The sequence below is a fragment of the Nocardia africana NBRC 100379 genome, from assembly GCF_001612635.1.
GTDB lineage: Bacteria > Actinomycetota > Actinomycetes > Mycobacteriales > Mycobacteriaceae > Nocardia > Nocardia africana.
Window position 1 is genome coordinate 20,608 of record NZ_BDAV01000007.1, and the last position, 18,148, is coordinate 38,755.

Annotated in this window: 17 protein-coding genes; 5 read left to right on the forward strand and 12 right to left on the reverse strand. The window is 66.7% G+C overall.

What is annotated here, in order from left to right; all coding sequences use genetic code 11:
* The first annotated feature begins 36 nt into the window (after positions 1 to 36).
* Positions 37 to 1,587: a class I adenylate-forming enzyme family protein gene (locus NA3_RS11860; RefSeq protein WP_062963670.1), complete on the forward strand. Its 1,551-nt coding sequence runs from the start codon at positions 37 to 39 to the stop codon at positions 1,585 to 1,587.
* A gap of 383 nt (positions 1,588 to 1,970) precedes the next feature.
* Here NA3_RS11860 and NA3_RS11865 read toward each other — a convergent pair whose 3' ends face one another.
* From NA3_RS11865 to NA3_RS39575, 4 genes are read right to left on the reverse strand one after another with little or no spacing between them, the layout of a single operon-like run.
* A complete protein-coding gene (locus tag NA3_RS11865) occupies positions 1,971 to 3,131 on the reverse strand; it encodes an acyl-CoA dehydrogenase family protein (protein ID WP_062963671.1) in 1,161 nt (386 codons plus the stop codon).
* Positions 3,116 to 4,165, reverse strand: coding sequence for an acyl-CoA dehydrogenase family protein (locus tag NA3_RS11870; RefSeq protein WP_062963672.1), 1,050 nt, complete (start codon positions 4,163 to 4,165; stop codon positions 3,116 to 3,118). Before NA3_RS11870 ends, NA3_RS11865 begins: the two co-directional genes overlap by 16 nt.
* 41 nt (positions 4,166 to 4,206) lie before the next feature.
* On the reverse strand, positions 4,207 to 4,698 hold the full coding sequence (locus tag NA3_RS11875) for a 3-hydroxyacyl-ACP dehydratase FabZ family protein (RefSeq protein ID WP_128145316.1): 492 nt from the start codon (positions 4,696 to 4,698) through the stop codon (positions 4,207 to 4,209).
* Entirely contained in the window at positions 4,695 to 5,432 is a 738-nt protein-coding gene (locus NA3_RS39575) for an ApeI family dehydratase (RefSeq protein WP_128145317.1), read from the reverse strand. Before NA3_RS39575 ends, NA3_RS11875 begins: the two co-directional genes overlap by 4 nt.
* Here NA3_RS39575 and NA3_RS11885 point away from each other — a divergent pair.
* Together NA3_RS11885 and NA3_RS11890 are read left to right on the forward strand one after the other, a co-directional pair.
* Positions 5,386 to 6,414 (forward strand): TylF/MycF/NovP-related O-methyltransferase, encoded by a 1,029-nt coding sequence (locus NA3_RS11885; RefSeq protein WP_062963675.1) that lies wholly within the window; start codon positions 5,386 to 5,388, stop codon positions 6,412 to 6,414. The two genes, NA3_RS39575 and NA3_RS11885, sit on opposite strands and share 47 nt — an antisense overlap.
* Positions 6,411 to 7,415, forward strand: coding sequence for an ACP S-malonyltransferase (locus NA3_RS11890; protein WP_062963676.1), 1,005 nt, complete (start codon positions 6,411 to 6,413; stop codon positions 7,413 to 7,415). Before NA3_RS11885 ends, NA3_RS11890 begins: the two co-directional genes overlap by 4 nt.
* Here the strand turns inward: NA3_RS11890 and NA3_RS11895 are convergent.
* Complete coding sequence (locus NA3_RS11895) at positions 7,367 to 8,158, reverse strand: helix-turn-helix domain-containing protein (RefSeq protein WP_062963677.1); 792 nt, start codon at positions 8,156 to 8,158, stop codon at positions 7,367 to 7,369. The genes NA3_RS11890 and NA3_RS11895 overlap by 49 nt on opposite strands.
* Before the next feature lie 377 nt (positions 8,159 to 8,535).
* On the opposite strand from NA3_RS11895, the gene NA3_RS11900 reads away from it, so the two are divergent.
* Entirely contained in the window at positions 8,536 to 9,717 is a 1,182-nt protein-coding gene (locus NA3_RS11900) for an acyl-CoA dehydrogenase family protein (RefSeq protein ID WP_062963678.1), read from the forward strand.
* A 21-nt stretch (positions 9,718 to 9,738) separates the two neighbouring features.
* Positions 9,739 to 10,821, forward strand: coding sequence for an acyl-CoA dehydrogenase family protein (locus NA3_RS11905; protein ID WP_062963679.1), 1,083 nt, complete (start codon positions 9,739 to 9,741; stop codon positions 10,819 to 10,821).
* A 67-nt stretch (positions 10,822 to 10,888) separates the two neighbouring features.
* Here NA3_RS11905 and NA3_RS11910 read toward each other — a convergent pair whose 3' ends face one another.
* The 7 genes from NA3_RS11910 to NA3_RS11940 are packed head-to-tail and all read right to left on the reverse strand — an operon-like array spanning position 10,889 to position 18,104.
* Positions 10,889 to 11,842, reverse strand: a complete 954-nt coding sequence (locus NA3_RS11910) for an acyl-CoA thioesterase (protein ID WP_128145318.1) — start codon at positions 11,840 to 11,842, stop codon at positions 10,889 to 10,891.
* Positions 11,843 to 11,844: 2 nt separating this feature from the next.
* Positions 11,845 to 12,723 (reverse strand): beta-ketoacyl synthase N-terminal-like domain-containing protein, encoded by an 879-nt coding sequence (locus NA3_RS11915; RefSeq protein ID WP_062963681.1) that lies wholly within the window; start codon positions 12,721 to 12,723, stop codon positions 11,845 to 11,847.
* On the reverse strand, positions 12,720 to 13,841 hold the full coding sequence (locus NA3_RS11920; RefSeq protein WP_062963682.1) for a beta-ketoacyl-[acyl-carrier-protein] synthase family protein: 1,122 nt from the start codon (positions 13,839 to 13,841) through the stop codon (positions 12,720 to 12,722). The genes NA3_RS11915 and NA3_RS11920 overlap by 4 nt, the downstream gene beginning before the upstream one ends.
* Positions 13,842 to 13,878: 37 nt before the next feature.
* Positions 13,879 to 15,555, reverse strand: a complete 1,677-nt coding sequence (locus NA3_RS11925; RefSeq protein ID WP_062963683.1) for a phytoene desaturase family protein — start codon at positions 15,553 to 15,555, stop codon at positions 13,879 to 13,881.
* Positions 15,536 to 16,240, reverse strand: coding sequence for a 2-hydroxychromene-2-carboxylate isomerase (locus NA3_RS11930; protein ID WP_062963684.1), 705 nt, complete (start codon positions 16,238 to 16,240; stop codon positions 15,536 to 15,538). The genes NA3_RS11925 and NA3_RS11930 overlap by 20 nt, the downstream gene beginning before the upstream one ends.
* Complete coding sequence (gene fabG / locus NA3_RS11935) at positions 16,237 to 17,016, reverse strand: 3-oxoacyl-[acyl-carrier-protein] reductase (protein ID WP_062963685.1); 780 nt, start codon at positions 17,014 to 17,016, stop codon at positions 16,237 to 16,239. The genes NA3_RS11930 and fabG overlap by 4 nt, the downstream gene beginning before the upstream one ends.
* Positions 17,013 to 18,104 (reverse strand): beta-ketoacyl synthase N-terminal-like domain-containing protein, encoded by a 1,092-nt coding sequence (locus NA3_RS11940; RefSeq protein WP_063917458.1) that lies wholly within the window; start codon positions 18,102 to 18,104, stop codon positions 17,013 to 17,015. The genes fabG and NA3_RS11940 overlap by 4 nt, the downstream gene beginning before the upstream one ends.
* Positions 18,105 to 18,148: the final 44 nt, after the last annotated feature.

An 18,148-nucleotide genomic window follows, 5' to 3' on the forward strand; every position in this document is an offset into this window, starting at 1 on the left:
GAAACAGCCTTTCCAACACAAGAAAGAACCTTCCCGATGAGCCCACTGACCCGAGACCTGATCGTGCGGGGAGCCCGCCAGCACAGCGAGCGGACAGCCGTGATCTGCGCAGACCGGCGTATGACGTTCCGCGAGGTCGACGACCTCAGCAGCCGGCTGGCACATGCCATGCTCGAGCAAGGGTGCGAACACCGGTCACGAGTCGCACTGCTGGTCAACAACAGCATCTACAGCGTCCCGACCGACTTCGCGTGCGTCAAGGCCGGCGTCAACCGCGTGCCACTCAATTCGCGGCTCTCGGTCGAGGAGCACAGCCGAATGATCGCCGAAACCGGCTGCACCGCCCTGTTCTACGGACCGGACCTTGCCGATCGCGCGCGGCACCTGGCGCAGGAGTTCCCCGGACTGCGATGTGTGGGCCTGGAATCCTCATTCGACAACACCCCGGCCCTCTACGAGGTCGCGGCCACCATGCCCACCACCCTGCCCGACGTCGCGATCGAACCGGACGATGTGATCTTGACCCTGTTCACCTCCGGCACCACCGGTGTCCTCAAAGCAGCGCAGCACACCCAGCGCACATACGCGGCGATCGCCCGCAACGTGTTGCTCAACCTCCTACCGGTCGCCCCCGACGACGTGATGGCGCACTCGGCCTCACTCATCCACGCGAGCGGGGTATTCGTCCTCCCGTTCTGGTTACGTGGCGCCACCACGTTGGTGCTCCCCGGCTTCGACCCCGACACCTTCTTCGAGCAGATCGCCACCCATCGCGTCACCTCGACCATCCTGGTTCCGACAATGGTCCAGATGCTGTTGCAGCGCACCAGCTTCGACCCAGCCCTCGTATCGTCGCTGCGCTACCTGATATATGGCGCGTCCCCAATGCCACTGGTCACGATCGAACAAGCGATGACCGCGCTGCCCGGCGTGCAGTTCCTGCAGTACTACGGACAGACCGAAGCTCCTCTTTGCCTCACGGTCCTGCGTCACGAGGACCACCACGGTGAACGGTTGCGCTCGTGCGGGCAGCCCGCACTCGATGTCGAGATCAGACTTCTCGACGAAGACGGTGAGGATGTCGAGCCGGGAACACCCGGGGAGATCGTGGTGCGCTCACCTGCCGCCGCGGTCGGGTACTTCAACGCACCGGACCTCAACGAGGTGACCTTCACCGAAGGCGGTTGGGTGCACACACGCGACATTGGCGTCTTCGATGAGCACGGCTTCCTCTACCTCAAAGACCGGCTCTCGGACATGATCATCTCCGGCGGATACAACGTCTACCCTCGGGAGGTCGAGGAGCGGCTGCTCGCCCATCCTGCTGTCGCCGAAGCGATCGTCGTCGGAACACCCGACCCGATCTGGGTCGAGGCCGTGACCGCCGTGGTCGTGCTGGCGCCCGGCTACGACGAATCCGAACAACTCCGCACCGAACTGGTCACCTTTGTCGCCGAAGGCTTGGCCTCCTACAAGAAACCCCGCAACATCTTGTTCCGGTCGTCCGTGCCCAAGACAGCAGTGGGCAAACTCGACAGGAAGAGCCTCCGTCAGGAGTTGGGCCACCAGAGCGAGCCGACAGCCTAGCCGAACCAGGCAGTCCCGCGACGCGTCGAGCCGTCGGCAAGTCGCGGCATCGTCTCCGCCGGTTTGCACGCAGCGCTGCAAGCCGCTCCAAGGACCACCGATTGCGTCGCTCGCAGACGGGACCTACACAGTCAGAGGCGACGTTGCCGCCAGCAGCGCAACATTTCCGGCAGGTGGCACCGTTAGTCGGTGAGAGCACAGTGTCGTCACCGATTCGGGTTGCGGGTTCTGAAGCGTCCGGTGCTGTGGTTCAGCGGAGGCGGGCGAGCGCTGCTTGTGCAGCGTGGAAGCCACCCATGCTGTGGCCGCCTGCGCCGGGCAGGGTGCGGAGGCGCCCAAGCCTGCGCCGAGTCCGCCGGTGCGCGGGTTCGGCGCGACGCCCGCTATCTGCGACCGACTTTCGGTAGGCCCAGGGCTACCTCGGACACCATGTCGCGCATCACCTCGTTGACGCCGCCGCCGAAGGTGATCACGACGTTCCGTTTGGCGTGCACGTCCAGCGCTTTCACTGTCTGCGCGGTGAGCGGGTCGGCGAAGTCTCCCCAGGCGTAGACGATGTCTTCCGCGATGCGGGCCACGCGCTGGACCCGGGTGGTGTGGAAAACTTTGGACGCCGACGCATCCGCCTGGCTGGGCCCGTCCGGACCCGTGGAGGCCACCACCCGCCAATTCATGATGTCGTTGACCCGCAGCACCGCGAGAATTTCACCCAGACATTCGCGCACATCGTCTCGATCGAGAAGTCCGGCAGCGACGGCCCACTGATATACCAGGTCGTAGATGGCGGCGATCCGGCCGGACGGACTGAGCATCACGCGTTCGTGATTGAGCTGGGAGATCAGATACTCGACGCCGTTGTTCTCTTCGCCCACCAGCATCGAGGCTGGAACCCGCACGTTACGGAAGTAGGTGGCGTTGGTGTGGTGCGCCCCGTCGAGCGAAATGATCGGAGTGCAGCTGAATCCGGGGTCCTTGGTGTCGACGATCAGGATCGACAGGCCGCGGTGACGCGACTCGCGCGTACCCGTGCGGGCCGCCAGCCAGATGTAATCGGCGGTGTGCCCACCGGTTGTGTAGGTCTTCTGGCCGTTCACGAGATAGGAACCGTCGGACTGCTTCTTCGCCGTAGTCGTCAGCGAGAAGAGGTCGGTCCCGGCGTCGGGCTCGGTATAGCCGATCGCGAATTCGATCTCACCACGCAGGATTCCGGGCAGAAAGCGCTGCTTCTGTTCATGAGTTCCATACCGCAACAGCGTCGGACCGACCGTTTGCAGAGTGACAGATGAGAGCGGAATGCTCGCCCGCACCGCTTCGGACTCGAAGATCTGTTGTTCGAGAGCACCGAATCCCCTGCCCCCGAACTCCTTCGGCCATCCCACACCGAGCCAGCCGTCGGCGCCGAGCCGACGCACGATGCGTTGCGCGACGGGGCCGTGCCGATCGTGCAGTAGTTCCCGCGCGTCCTGGTCGCTCACGATGGAGCGGAAGTACGTACGGATTTCCTGTTGCAGCGCCTGTTGCTGCGGTGTCAGAGCGATGAACATCGTGTACCCAGCCTCCTGAGATTGTGCCGCTCACCGCCGCAATGCCGGACCACATCCTTGGCCAGCGAGAAATACCGGTGCATCGGATAGGTGACGTCGACTCCCAAACCCCCGTGCAGGTGATGACACATCTGCATCGCCGCGCGGCCCTCGCCGGCGAACATGAACAGTGCCGCGTCCAGTTCGGTACTCGGCCGGTCGCCGTTGTCGATGCTCCAATTGCAGAACAACGACACCGATTCCAGTGCGGTGGCCAGCACATAGATATCGGCGATTTCCTGCGATGCCGCCTGGAAGGTCGCCAGCGGACGTCCGAACTGAGTTCTCGACCCGAGGTGGGAGGCGGTGAGTTTCACTGCGCCACTGAGCAACCCGCTCGCATAGGACAGGAAGACCGCGCGGTACAGGTCGGCATACAGATCGCGCTCGTGCGCACACTCCGGCCACAAGGCGGTGAACCGCGCGTCGGTGAGTTCGAATTGCACATCGGCGGGAGCATCGGACTGCTCTGTGCGAAGCGAAGACTCGACTGACGTCGCTGTCGCGGTCCGCGCGTCGACCTTCACCAGAACGGGTCCCGCGGTGGTGGGGGCGAGCAGCCATTGTGCGTGCTCGGCTCGAGGCGCAGCGGCGAATCGGCCGGAAATCGTCGGCTGTTGCGTGCCTGCCACAACCTTCGGCGCCGGCAATTCCGCCCCGCCCGCACTTCCCGGACTCACGGCCGTCACCTGCCCGTCGAGCACGCCGGAACACCAGTCGGCCACCATCGCGGCCGGTGCCCGTGAAGCCACCAGCCCAGCGATACTCGTCCCCAGTACCGGTGTCGCGAGCGCTGCCTCCCCCAGCGCCCGGGCCACGATCCCCACCTCGACAGCCCCGAGTCCGGCTCCACCGAATTTCTCGGGAAATCCCAGAATGTGCAGGCCGGCGTCACACAGCAGCGGCCACGCCGCTGCGGAGGCCGGTTCCCGCGACAGTACTCCTCGGACCGCCTCGTCCACAGCGAGCTGTGTTTCATCGAATCCGAAATCCATCTACCAGCCCTCTCCGGAGAACGAACGTCGTCGGTCGCGCATCATGTGATCACTCGCTTGGGCCGCAATGCCAGGATCACCTGCTCGATCCGCATCACCGTGCTGTCGCCGACGGTACTGTGCCCGCTGATAATGGCGTTGTCGCCGATGACGCGGTGGATCCGTACGTGGTGGTACACGACATCGCCGGGCACGACGGGCTCGTCGAAATGCACGCCGGTCACACCGCCGAGGATCGGCACGTCGTCTCCGAGGCCCCGTTCCGGGCGCCACGCCTGGGACAGGAGCACCGCTGCCGCCTGGCCGAACGATTCCACCAGTAGCGAACTCGGATACGAATAGTCGGATCCGCCGACGCCTTCGTACCACACGGCTTCCACTGTGATCGCCTTGACGCCGGTCACTCGTTCACCGGGGATCAGTTCGACGATTCCGTCGATCAAGAGTGCCGGCGGACGATGGGGAAGCAATGCCATGATCTGTTCCGGCCCCAGCACACTCACCCGACCGGACCGACCCCCTCCGGCGCTCACCGCCCGCACCTTCGGTAGCGCAAGCGGATTCGAGCTGCCGGCTCCGGTTTACCGTCTCCACTTTGTGAGCTGATCGTGGCCGTATATCCACAATCGTCCTCGGCGGTGGTCGTCCGGCCCGCGACGACGATGCGGTCGCCGGGAAAGACCGGATGCAGAAACCGGGCGTGTTCGATCCCGCACAGCAGCATCGATATTCCGTGCTCGGCAGCGTGTATCACCGCAACCCGGTGCACGGACTCGACGAGACACACCCCGGGAAAGATGAGGAATCCGGGGTAGTGCCCGCGAAAGATCGCCTCGTCGGCGGGTACCGTCCACGACGCACAGAATTCCCGAGGGTCGGTGCGCCGCTGCCAATCTATCGGTTCACGGACCGGACTCGCGTTCGGCAAGTCACGGGGCACGTAGCCGAGAACAGGCATCCTCTCCCACCTCCTGAGATGAGCTCGAGCGATACCGTCGGACGAGCGGGTATCGGGGCCAGCCGAATGTAAATGCGCACCATGCGATTTCGGCCCCCGCTGGCATCTACCGGACAACGACCTCCGCCGCGGACGGTCCCCGCACGACAGCTTCCTGCGAGTGCCCGAATTCCACCCGCGCCCACCGGTAGATCTCGGGTTGGCGCGGTCGCGCGCTGTTCGTGGCCGGTTCGGGTCGGCCACAGTGACGACGGGAGAAGCCATGACGACATACCGGACCCGGCCCGGAACGTTCCTCGCATGGGGCATAGATGGTGTCCGACTCGGGCACAGCGACAGTCCGCTCGACCTGCGCGAGGTGACGCCCGCGATCGTGGAGGTACTTTCCCGGTTCTCCCAACCGGCGCGCGCCGAGCAAGTCGTCGCCGAACTCGGAGCGCAGGACACGAACCAGGCCGTCGGTGCGACGATCGACCATCTCGTCGCGGCCGGACTGCTGTGTGAAAGCGAGGATCAGCGCGCGGCCGATGCGTCTCTGCGGGTGGCCGCGATGGAGGTGCCTCGTGCGCTGGGTACTTTCCCCGATATCAGACATCTCGATCCGGAGTTCATCGAACTGTACGAAAGCGTGCAGCACACCACCCAGACCTCGGTGGCCATGAGTTACGCGTTGCGGCTGGCGACGAAATACGTCACCGAGGCGGGAATTCCCGGCGATGTTGTCGAATGCGGCGTGTGGCGTGGAGGTAGCGCCGCGATCGCGGCGGCCACACTTTTCGCGGCGAAGGATCTCGGCCGCACGATCTGGCTCTACGACACCTTCACCTGGACCTGGGACGAGCCGTCGGATCTGGATCAGCTGGAATTGCCGTCCGGGGCGACGAAGCTGAAAGACTTGCTGGCCAGCGTCACCGACAGCGTGCAGGACGTCGGCGCCGACGAGGAGTCGGTTCTCGGCACGGTGGCCGGAACCGGATATCCGCGCGAGCAGATTCGGTGCGTGGCCGGCCTGGTACAGGAGACGATTCCGGAACATGCGCCCGGCAGCATCGCGATTCTCCGACTGGATACCGACCTCTACGATTCGACGCGCCACGAACTCGAACATCTGTATCCGCTGCTGTCGGTCGGCGGTGTACTGATCGTCGACGACTATGGGAAATACAGTGGGGCCACGCGAGCGGTCGACGAGTACTTCGCGAAGCTGAACGAGCCGATACTGCTGCACCGCATCGATACCCAAGGCCGAATCTGTGTGAAGACCACCGCCGAAACTCGTCCGACGATATGAGAAGCGCGTGCGTATTCCCAGGGCAGGGTGCCTATCTGGAGGACACCTTTCTGGTCTGGGCCGATCGGTGGCCACAGATCGGGCGGACATTCCGGGAAATCGATGACGGGATCGCGTCCCTCGGCGGCGCGGCGACGGTTCCGATGCTGTTGGGCGGGGACCCACCCAGCCTGAACGACCTCCTCGCCGACGATCCGGATGTGCTGCAGCTGGCCCTGTTCGGCACCGCCGTGGCCGCATATCGCATCGTGGCTTCCACTCGGTTGCGGCCGGATGTGCTGATCGGGCACAGTTTCGGCGAGATAGCCGCACTCGTGGCGGCCGGGGTGTTCACTGTCGGCCAGGGCGCCCGGATCGTCCATATCCGATCGCGGTGCCTGCGCGCTGCCGCGGGAACGGGCGGCATGCTGGTCCTGCGCACCGAACCGCGCGGCGCCCAGGCCCTGGTCGACAGCATCGAGGTCGCGGAACTTGTCGTCGCCGTGGAGAACGGCCCGCGCCAAACCGTCGTCGCCGGCCCGGCCGAGGCCCTGCGGACGGCCGAACAGACGGCGCGCGCGAATGGGGTGCCGGCCGCGCGGATCTCGTCCCCCTATCCGTTTCACAGTCCGCTGCTCGAGCCGGTCGCGGCGGAATTCACGCGACGCCTGCGCGCCGAACTCGCCACCACCGGGCGGTGCCTGCGGCCGGTCTACTCGCCGATCATGCAGCGGTTCTACACCGATGACGACGACTTCGCGGCAATCCTCGCGCGTCATCTGGTGCTACCGGTGCGTTTCACCGGCGGCTTGCGGTACCTCGGCGACCGAGGCGTACGCACCTTCATCGAATGTGGAGCGCGCGACGCATTGACGGGGATCGTTCGCGCGACGCTGCCGGGGATCAACGCATCACCGACCATCGTCCGCGGCGGCCGGCCGGCTTCGGCCGGGCCGGCCGCCCCAGCGGACCGTCAGGGCGAGTCGAGTAGGCCGAGTTCGGCTGCGCGCACACCGATCTGAAAGCGGGTGGTGACGCCGAGGCGCACCATGATGTCGGCGACATATCGTCGGTAGGTCCGCAGCGACACAGACAATTGCCGGGCGGCGACCTCGTCCTTGAGGCCCTGGTTGAGTGCGCGCAGCACGGCCAGGGCCGTCTCGTCGAATTCGTGCGATCGCAGCTCGAGGTAGACCGCCAGATCCGATGCCGAATCCCACAGAATTCGCGCCAACTGGTGGATCACGCGCAGGAGCGCGGGTTCGCGGACCACGAAACCGTGGGGCCGTTGTTCGCCGAGTCCGCCCCAGATGGCGGCGACCTGCTTGTCGATGATGATCATGTTGTAGAAGTCGGCGTCGACGACCCTGGTCTGCGCGTGCACCTGGGGGTGCCGGAGCAGCATGTCCGGGCTACGTGTCTCCACGTAGTGGCACGAGTACAGCAAGCGGACCAGGCGTCCCGCCGCGAGGAGTTCCTCGACGACCGTGCGGCTGGACTGATAGTGCGGCTGGATACGCAATGGACTGGACACCACCAGCATCGCCTCCTTACGGGACTGCTGGAGCAGCCGCTGCAACTCCTGTTCCCAGCCCTCCCCGGGCCGAACCCGGACGATGTCCTGGCCTCCCGCACGGTCGTCCCGGCATTCGTCCATCGCGCGGTCGATCAACTGCCGCGACTTCGCCAGCAGCTCTACGATCCCCTCGCCGCTGTCGACATGTCTCGGCTCGGATCGTGAGGACCCCGCCACGTGGTAGTTCACCCTCTGCCTCCCCTTCGACTTCCCGTGCTCGCGTCGGCGCTGCCGCTGCGGGTCGCACGATCAAAAACATTGTCGCACAACAGGTTCAGCGGACAACCCGGGTTGCCGACGGTGAGCGGTCACGCCTCTTCCACGCCCCGCCGACGCCGCGCATCCGGGATGAACCTGTTTCACTTCAGAATATCCCCGCGTGCGCCCTGGCGATCGCCGGCCGGGAAATCGCCACGCTCGAAGATCTGGATTACCGCGCGATTTGCCCGCGCAAGTGACATCTTATTGCCATTCTCCAGACATTTTCCTGCTGGCTCCGACGCTTCATATTGACCAGTAACGTGTTCTAGTTTTGGAGTCGACTGAGAGCGAAGCGAGGAGTGCGGATGAGAATCGATTTCACCGAAGAACAACAACGACTGCGGAAACACCTGCGCGCGTATTTCGCCGAGCTGATGACACCGGAAATCCGGACGGCGCTGGACGGGCCGGGAGGGGAATACGGGGCCCCCGAAGCGTACAAGGAAGTCGTTCGTTCCCTCGGTCGCGAGGGCTGGCTGACACTCGGATGGCCCGAGGAGTTCGGCGGCCACAACCGCCCCGCGATGGAGCAGCTCATCTTCAACGACGAAGCCGCGGCGGCGGGAGTGCCGTTCCCATTCCTCACCGTGAACACCGTCGGCCCCACCATCATGAGATTCGGTACGCCCGAACAGAAGTCGTACTTCCTGCCACGGATCGCACGCGGCGAGCTGCATTTCTCGATCGGCTATTCCGAACCCGAGGCCGGCACCGATCTCGCATCACTGCGCACCCGCGCCGTGCTCGAGGGCGACCACTACATCGTCAACGGTGAGAAGGCGTGGACCAGTCTCATCGAATACGCCGATTACATCTGGCTGGCGGCACGGACCGACCCGCAGGCGACCAAGCATCGCGGGCTCTCGATCCTGATCGTGCCCACCACGGCAGAGGGGTTCTCGTGGACCAAGATTCACACGATGGCCGGGCCCGGCACCAGTGCGACCTACTACTCCGATGTGCGGGTCCCGGCCACCAGCGTGGTCGGTGAACCGAACGCCGGTTGGCCACTGATCACGAATCAGCTCAACCACGAGCGGGTGGCATTGACGTCCGCCGCACCCCTGCAGGAATCGCTGCGCCAGGTCTGGGACTGGGCCGAACGAACCACGCGGGCAGACGGCAGGCGTGTCATCGAATCGGAATGGGTCCGATTGCATCTGGCCCGGGTACACGCTCACATCGAGTACTTGAAGTTGCGCAACTGGCGGATTGCCTGGGCGGCCGACTCCGGAGAACTCGGGCCCGCGGACGCCTCTGCCACCAAGGTGTTCGGCACCGAATTCGCCACGCAGGCCTACCGGTTACTGATGGAGGTATTGGGCACGTCGGCGGTGGTGCGCGGCGACTCCGCGGGGGCCGCGCTGCGCGGGCGGATCGAACGGTTCCACCGTTCGTCGCTGATTCTCACCTTCGGTGGCGGCACCAACGAGGTGCAACGCGACATCATCGCCAAAACCGCTCTCGGATTACCCGTCACCCGCTGAACTTCGTCTAAGGATGCTGTTATGGACTTCAGTTTCACCGAAGAGCACAACGACCTCGCGGGATTGGCGCGCAGCCTGTTCACCGAGTGGGCGGCGAAGAACACCCCGGATGGCACCGGCTTGGACCGGGCGCTGTGGACAGCGGCCGCCGACGCGGGGATACTCGATGCCGCGCTGCCGGCGCCGATCGGCGGCGGTTTCGGCCTGAGTGAGCAGTGCGCCGTACTCACCGAAATCGGCCGCGCCGTGGCCCCGATCCCGTATCTCACCAGTGTCGCGGTCGCCGCCTGCGCGATCGCGACCTTCGGCGACGAGCGGCAGCGGCAGCGCTGGGTCGGGCCGGTCGCTTCCGGAACCGCCACGCTGGCGATCGCACTTGCCGACGAGGACAACCGATTCCGGGCCGAGCCCACAGCGACCGGCTGGCAGGTCACCGGCGCCCACACCGCGGTTCCCTCGGGCGCCTTCGCCGACGCTTTCCTGATCGAAGCCGACACCGAACAAGGGCCGCTGCTCTTGATCATCGGCCGCGACACCGCCGGTCTGCGGATCACCGGCCAGCACGTCGTCGACGGCACCGACGCTGCGCTGGTCGAAATGGACGGTGTCGATGTCGGTGCCGACGCCGTGCTCGGGGCGCCGGGAGACGGTGCCTCCGACTGGGCACGTCGCCGCGCGACCATCGCCACCTGCGCGCTGCAACTGGGCGTGCTGGCGCGGGCCGTGGAGCTGACCGGTGAATACGCTGTGACCCGAGAGCAATTCGGCAAGCCGATCGGCTCCTTCCAGGCCGTCCGGCAACGCCTGGCGGATGCGCACATCGATGTCGAAGCCGTGCGGCTGACACTGTGGCAGGCGGTCTGGCGGGAGAGCGAGGGGCTCCCGGCCGATGCCGAGATCGCCACGGCCAAGTTCTGGGCAGCGGAGGCCGGCCACCGGGTGGCGCACACCATGGTGCACGTGCACGCGAGCATCGGCATCTTCCTGGACTACGACGTGCACCGGTACTTCCTCGCCGCCAAACGCAGTGAATTCCAGTTCGGCGCGGCCACGGAACAATTGCTGCTACTGGCCGACGCGCTGCCGTCGACCGCTCGGCCGTAACCGATCCGGATCGGCGGCACGGGATGAGAACACCCGCGCCGCCGATCGTTCGGCGGGCAACGGAGGGCTATCGTCCGAGTGCCCGGCACAGCCGATCATCGAGGCCGCTGAGTCCCCACCGTGCACGATCTTCGAGTCGCGCATATCCGTGCGTGATCGCACCGGCGGCGACGGGCACCAGATCCGCCCCACGCCGCACGAAGCATTCCATCCCGAGCGTGAAGGTCAGGTTCTTGAACACGTCCTCGACCACCAGCACGACCTGCAGGTCCTCTTCCATGTAGGCCTCCGCGAGCATGGTGATCCGTGACCGCGGCACCACAGGTATCAGTTGCCGATCGTCGAGGAGCGTGCGGATCGACACTCCGCGGTCGGCCAGGAAACGGTCGACGGCTTCCTCCATGACCCGCAGATATCCGGACATCTGCAGACGTTCGGTGAAATGACAGTAGAAATACGGGATCCGGAAGGTCCACGCGAACCCGTCGCGCCCCTCGAGCAGTCGCGTCGCATCCGTCGAGCGGTCCGTCCTCGACGGTGCGCCGAAGCCCGTGTCCGGTGCCGCGCGCCGGATCTGGGGAACGATCGCACTCGCCAGTTCCGGCCGGGCCGCCGCGTACGGCGTGGGCCAGCGCGAATCACGGCGCAGCGCAACCGATACTCGTGAGCGGGCCACCTTGATCTCCGCTCCGTCACGGTGGCCGACGACGGTGACCTCGTAGGCCAGCTCACCCTCCGTCTGCGCCGGGCGCGGTCGCACGATCAGCCGTACCGCTTCGTCGAGGTTGAACACGTGGATGATGCGGGTGTCGATATCGACTACTTCCCAGCACAATCCGTAGTCGGCGTACAAGGTGCGCACATCGTGACCGATGGTTCGGAAATGATCGATGAGCGCCTCTTCGATCAGATAGTTCACATGTTTGAACCCGATCCACGGGCCGATATTCGCGCCCTCGTATCGTGGGCGCAGCTCAACTCGGGTAGTCGGCGCCGAAACCGGCGTCGCCGATGTAGTCATCGTCATTCTCCTGCGGTAGTAGCGATTGTCGAGGTGATCAGGCAGGCCGCCGGCGCGGTGTCGCCGCCGCCGGTGGTCAGCAGTGAGCGGCCCGGCCGGTTCGCGGCGAAGGCGGCTTGCAGCACCCCGAGTGCACCCGAGGCGGCGCCGAAACGCGCCGCCAGATCGACCGTCCGGCGGGCGCTCACGATTCCCGCCAGCTCGGCTGATGGGCCGAAATCCGGTGTGTACCAACGATTCACCGCCGTCGCGGCGAGCGATTCGATGCGCGCCCGGCCACGCGCGCAGGCGCCTAGGACCGCACGCGGCGGGCGGATCGCCGGGTCGGCGCATTCGATGACGAGGCAGGCCGCGCCGTGAAAAAGGCCGGACGTGGCGCGAGCCGGTGCGAATCGCCGCACGGCCGCATTGCTCACCTCGACGCCGACGACCACCACCCGGGCCGCGCGACCGGAGCCGAGCAGGACGGTGGCCCAGTCCACCGCGTCGAGCCCGGAGTTCGCGCCGCTGCACATCATGAGATTGGGGCCGAAGAGACCGAAGCGAATGGCGATCGAGGAGGCGATGACATTGCTCGACGCGTTCGGTAGATCCATCGGGCTGCGATCGCCCGGACCGGCGTGATCACCGACGATTCGGCAGACGGTGTCGAGATTACCGAAGTTCGAACTGACGATCACCGCCGTGACCGCCCCCGCGCAATCATCGATACCGGCGTCCCGGAACGCCGACTGCGTGGCGGCCATACCGAGCCGCGTGGCCTCGTCCTTGTAGCGCAAGCCCCGCCGGCCGAGTATCGCCACCGGGTCGTGCGCGGGCATTCCCGGCGCGACCACAGCGGTGCCGACGATCACCGGACTGCCCGCCACCATGTCCGTCATGCCACCCGCTCCACGATCGCGACGGCGTTGACGCCGCCGAACCCGAACGAATTCACCTGCGCCACCCGGAGTTCGGCGGCGTCGATCGGTGACGCGGCGAGCCGGAGGGACCGGGCCTCGTCGATCGGTATCGCCAGATCCGGGATGGCCGGCACCGCTCCGGTGCGAAGCGACTCGATCGCCGCGACCAGACTCACAAGGCCCGAACTGCCCGAGGTGTGACCGGTCATCGCCTTGACCGCCGTGACGATCGGCTGTTCTTTGCCGAAGATCGTGGTCAGTGCGGCGGCCTCGGCCGCGTCGTTGAGGGCCGTTCCGGTGCCGTGTGCCAGAACGAGGTCCACATCGGCCGGCCGGACCCCCGCGCGGCGGTGGGCGTCGTGCATCGCCGCGACGATCCCGACCGGGTCGGGAGCGGTGACATGGCCCGCGTCACAGCTGATGCCGACACCCCGAAGCACCGCACGGGCCTTTCCACCACGCTGCAGGACGACAGCGGCCGCGCCGTCTCCCATGAGCACTCCTTTGTGGCGCGCGTCGAACGGCCGCAACGTCGTCATCGCCGGTTGGACGAGATCGAGCGCGGCGAACATGCTCACCGCGATCGTGTCGGTTCCCGCGACGACAACCGCGTCGGCGCGATCGGCGGCCAGCAGGTCCTCGGCCAGCCCCAGCGCGTGCAGCGAGGCCGCACACGCGTTGGACAGGGTGTGAACTTCGGTACAGCCGAACCGTTCTCGCAGCGCGGGCCCGAAGTCCAGACGAGGTACTTCGCTGTCCGGGCCCGCCTGCCACGCCAACTCCACCGAGCGGAGTTCACGCAGGCCGGTGCCCACGATCACCGGGATATCGGTCAGGTCGTCGAGCCTGGACTGTGTCATCGCCTCGGCGACCGACCTGATCAGTAACCGGGTGGCGTACGCCGCGGCGTCGGATCCGCGCTCGTGCCGCGGATAACCGTGGCGGGTGCGATAGTCGCCGGTGGGAAAGCGCCGGATTTCGGCCACACCGGTACGGCCGGCGCACAGTGCCGCGAAAAGCTCCGGCACGGTGTCGCCGATCGCGGCGACGGCTCCTGTTCCGGTGATCGGCCAGCTGGTGTCGATTGGTGCGTTCATCAACTCTCACAAGACATTCGAGACCATTCCCGGATGGTCATGATCGGATCAGGGGAAGTTTGGGCAGGCCCGGCGCATCGCGGCGCGATCTGCCCCGCGACACCGCCATCGGGTCCGCGTCGACGCATCGCGGTGGCAGCCGCATCCGATCCGCCGGCACGGCGCCGCGATATACCTCGCCCAGCAGATCGCGGCCTACGATCCGGCCCGCGCATCGGATTCCACTGATTGCCGCACCCGCCACACCGCTGCCGTAGCGAGTGTTCTGGCCGACCACGGCAAGTCCGGTCACACCCGTCTCGGTCTCCGGGCGACAGGCGATCCCGCCCCAATCGGCCACTCCATAGGGCGTTCCACCGGTCGATCCGAGATAGCGCCGGTGCGTGAGTGGCGTGGCCACCTCCACGTGCACCGCATCATCGATCGTCCGGCCCAGCGCGCGCTCGGCGACGGTCAGCAATTCGGCGGTCAGATGCCGTTTCCACAACCGGTACTGCGGATCCCGCCGGTAGCGGATGTCGTTGCCCCACCGCATCATAGGCTCGGCGCACGGCACCATGACCTGCACGCCGGCATGCCCGGGCGGACAGGCCCACCGCCTCTGGGCGGGACGGGCCGAGGCACAGGAGACGAAGGCGAACGGCGGCCCGCCCGAACCCACCTCGAACCGCCGGTAGGCATCCTCGATGTCCTCGTGATCGAAACACCACAGATTCGCGCCCTCGAGTCCCGGCGGCTCGCTGGCGAGCCCCAGATAGAGAACCGACCACGCATGGCGCATACGCGCCAACGCGGTCCGCCGCAGCTCCTGAACGCCGAAACCTGCCGTATCGCTGCATAATTCGAGAACCGTGCGGCGGAAGTCGGCATTGGAGATCACCAGGTCCGAATCGGCCCGGTCACCGTCTGCGAAACTCACTCCCGAGACGACGCCGCCGTCGGTGTGAATGGTGCGCACGGCTTTTCGCGTCGACACGCGCCCGCCGTACGCCTCGATCGCCTCCACCAACGCCGCGATCAGGGTCTGGCCGCCGCCGTCGACGTAGTAGGCGCCGCGCAGGTAATGGTCCTGCACGGTGGCGTGAGTGGCCACCGTGGCCTGCGCCGGACCTGCGCCGTAATTGCCCGCCTGCGCCGCCAGCACCGTCCGCGCCACAGGTGACAGCCGATATTCGTCGAACAGTCGCGCCAGCGAGCGCCGCCCCCACGCCGGTCCTTCCGGGCACCGCCTGACCAGTTCCACCGCGTGTTTCGGATCGACGAGGGCAGCGCGCGAGATCGCCGCGACCGAGGCGAGTACCTGCGTGCACGCCGTGATCCCCGCACTCTCGCCGGGCACGGCCGCGCACAGCGCGGCGGTGTAGGCGTCCCATCCGACAGGGACGTCGATGGTCCGGCTGGGCAGAACGATACGATCGAAACCCCGAAAGTTCATGGGCCGCAGAGCGACTCGATCCCACACCCCGAGTCCGCACAGAATCGCGGGCAGGATCCCGTCCGGTCCGCAGTCGCCGAGATAGTGCACGCCGACATCGAATTCGTAGGCGCGGCGGCGCCGGAAGGCATGAGCGTTGCCGCCGGCAACATCGTGCTGCTCCGCCACCAGAACCCGGTAGCCGCAAGCGGTCAGGTAGCCCGCACAGACCAGGCCGCCGATTCCGGCGCCGACGACGATCGCGTCCCAGCGCGCCCGCTCAGCCGCAGCCACCGGCATGACCCAGATCGCTGCCGAGGGGAAGCGGTACGGTGAAGTCGACCGGCGGTGCAGTGACTTCGGTGGGTGATGCCGGAACTGTGCCCACCGCGGAGGCAAAAGCGTCGAGCCGTTCCACGCCCCAGTACTTGGCCGAACCGCGGACGAACAACGGCACGCCGAAAACACCGTCGTGATAAGCGCCCAGCAGTGCGCGCACCGCGGCGGCACGCACTTCGGGCGCCGACACCGCCGCGGCCATGCGAGGACCGTCGAGCCCCAGTTCACCGGCGACCGCGGCGACCGTGCCGGGATCGCAGATATTGCGGCCGTGATGCCAGCGGGCCCGCGTCAGTGCTACCGCGAGGTCGGGCATGCGCCCCTCCCGGTCGGCGGCCAGGCATGCCAGATGCGGCACCTCCCACCGAGGAGCACGATCGACCGGCCAGGTCATCGGCAGACCACGAGCGGCCGCCGCGCGCCGGACGTCCTGCAGGATGTAGAGATGCTTCTCCCGGGACATCGACGCGTAGCAGAAGCCGCCGCCGGCCGCCTCCAGCTCGGCCAGCATAGTGGCATCCGGATCCCAGAACGGCAGCCACGTCAGCGTTCGCGCGAGTTCGCCGTGGTGCGCCGTCAGATCTTCCAGCGCCAGCCACGAATACGGGCTGCGCAGTGAGAAGTAGAACTTCGGCTCCGTCGTCACAGGGACATCCCTCCGTCGACCCGGAAGACACCGGCGGTGACGTACGCCGACCGCGGCGAGACCAGGAAACTCACCATCTCCGCTACTTCCTCGGCAGTTCCCCAGCGCCCGAGCGGAATTCGCCGCACCGCCGACTCACGCACCTCGCCGTCGAGCGTGGCGGTCATATCGGTGTCGATGAATCCGGGCGCCACGACGTTCGCCCGCACACCGAAACGCGCCACTTCCTTGGCCATCGCCTTGGTCATGCCGATGACGCCCGCCTTGGCCGCGGAATAATTGGCCTGTCCGACGTTGCCATGGATTCCGGCAATCGACGAGATGGTGACGATGCTGCCCGAGCGCCGCTTCAACATCGGGAAGGCGGCCGCGCGGCAGACCGCGAAGGCGCCGGAGAGGTTGACGTCCATCACGGTGTGCCAATCGCTTTCCGACATTCGGATGAGCGGGCCGTCGCGGACGATGCCCGCCGAGGTAACCACCGCGGAGATGGGTCCGAGCTGCCGTTCGGCGGTCTCGACCCAATCCCGAACGGCGTTGGAATCGGATACGTCGAGCGGTGTGGCCGTTATCCGGGCGCCGGCCGCACGGGAAGCGTCGGCGCAGGTCTGTGCCGCCTCGGAACGGGACCGATAGCAGAACGCCACGTCGTATCCATCCGCTGCCAGGCGGGTGACCACGGCGCGGCCGATACCACGCGAACCGCCGGTCACCAGCGCCACGGGCCGGGCCGGCGCGTCGTCGGCCGGACGATCACGGTCTGCATCACTGGTCATCGGAATTCCCCTCGTGGTTCGTCGCGGCGGATCAGCACACAGCCGACCGCGCCGTCCAGATCGACCGATGTGAAGAACGCGTACGGCTTTCCTGGCGGATAGTCCGCGCCCAGCAGAGCAGCCAGTTGCAGCCCTCCGGTCGCCGCACCGCAATCGCCGACGAGATCGGCGATCGAACGAATCATCGTGTGCGGGAGGACATCCCGCGCCGCCGCGTACTCCCCGGCGCAGAAGCCCTCCCACGGGTCGGTGCCGGGAGATCCGGCCACCGCGATCAGCGCCACCTCCTCACCGCCGACACCCGCGCCGGCCAGCGCCGAACGGAGCAGTCGCGACAACACATCGCGTATGGGTGCGGCAGGTCCCCACACCCCGTGTGCCATCCCCACGAGCTCGGCCAGCGCACCGCGGCCGGCGGCGGCGGCCGAACGGGCGGGCTCCAGCACGAACACCGCGCAGCCCTCACCGATCGGGCGGTCCACCCGCCCCGCGGCCAGGTATTCCACCCATGCGCGGTGCGGAGAGAACTCCTCGACCATCCCGCACAGCACGGTCCGGGCCCGGTCTCGGTCGAACAACCGTGCGGCGTACTGCAATACCGCCACCCCGGCCGCGCGCCCACCGGCGATCGTGGCGTTGGGTCCCCGCACACCGTGCCAGATCGCGCACTGTCCCGCGGCGCGGTTCATCACCGCATTCGGGAACCGGGCGGGATCGACCTGATAGGGCTTGTCCCGAACGTAGGAGTCACCCACGAACTCCATCATGCTGCGCACGCTGCCGGTCGTGGTGCCGAGGACTACCGCGGTATCCGCCCCGCAGGCGCAGCCCGGAAGCCGCTCGAGAACCTGCCGCACCCCCTCGACGGCGAGGCCGGTGACCCGGTCCATCGACCGAGTACCTTTGGTGCCGAGGGTTTTTCGTACGTCGAAGTCCGCGACCAGCCCGGCCTGCCGGATCGGGAGATCGCCGGACTCGGGGCCGACCGGACGCACTGCCGAAGTACCGGATCGAATTCCGTTCCCGAATTCGGCGGTACTCGTTCCGTACGGGGACAGAACCGAGCAACCAGTGAATACCAATGTCATCGTATTTTCCTCTCCCCTTTTCGGATTACGCGACGCAATGCCGT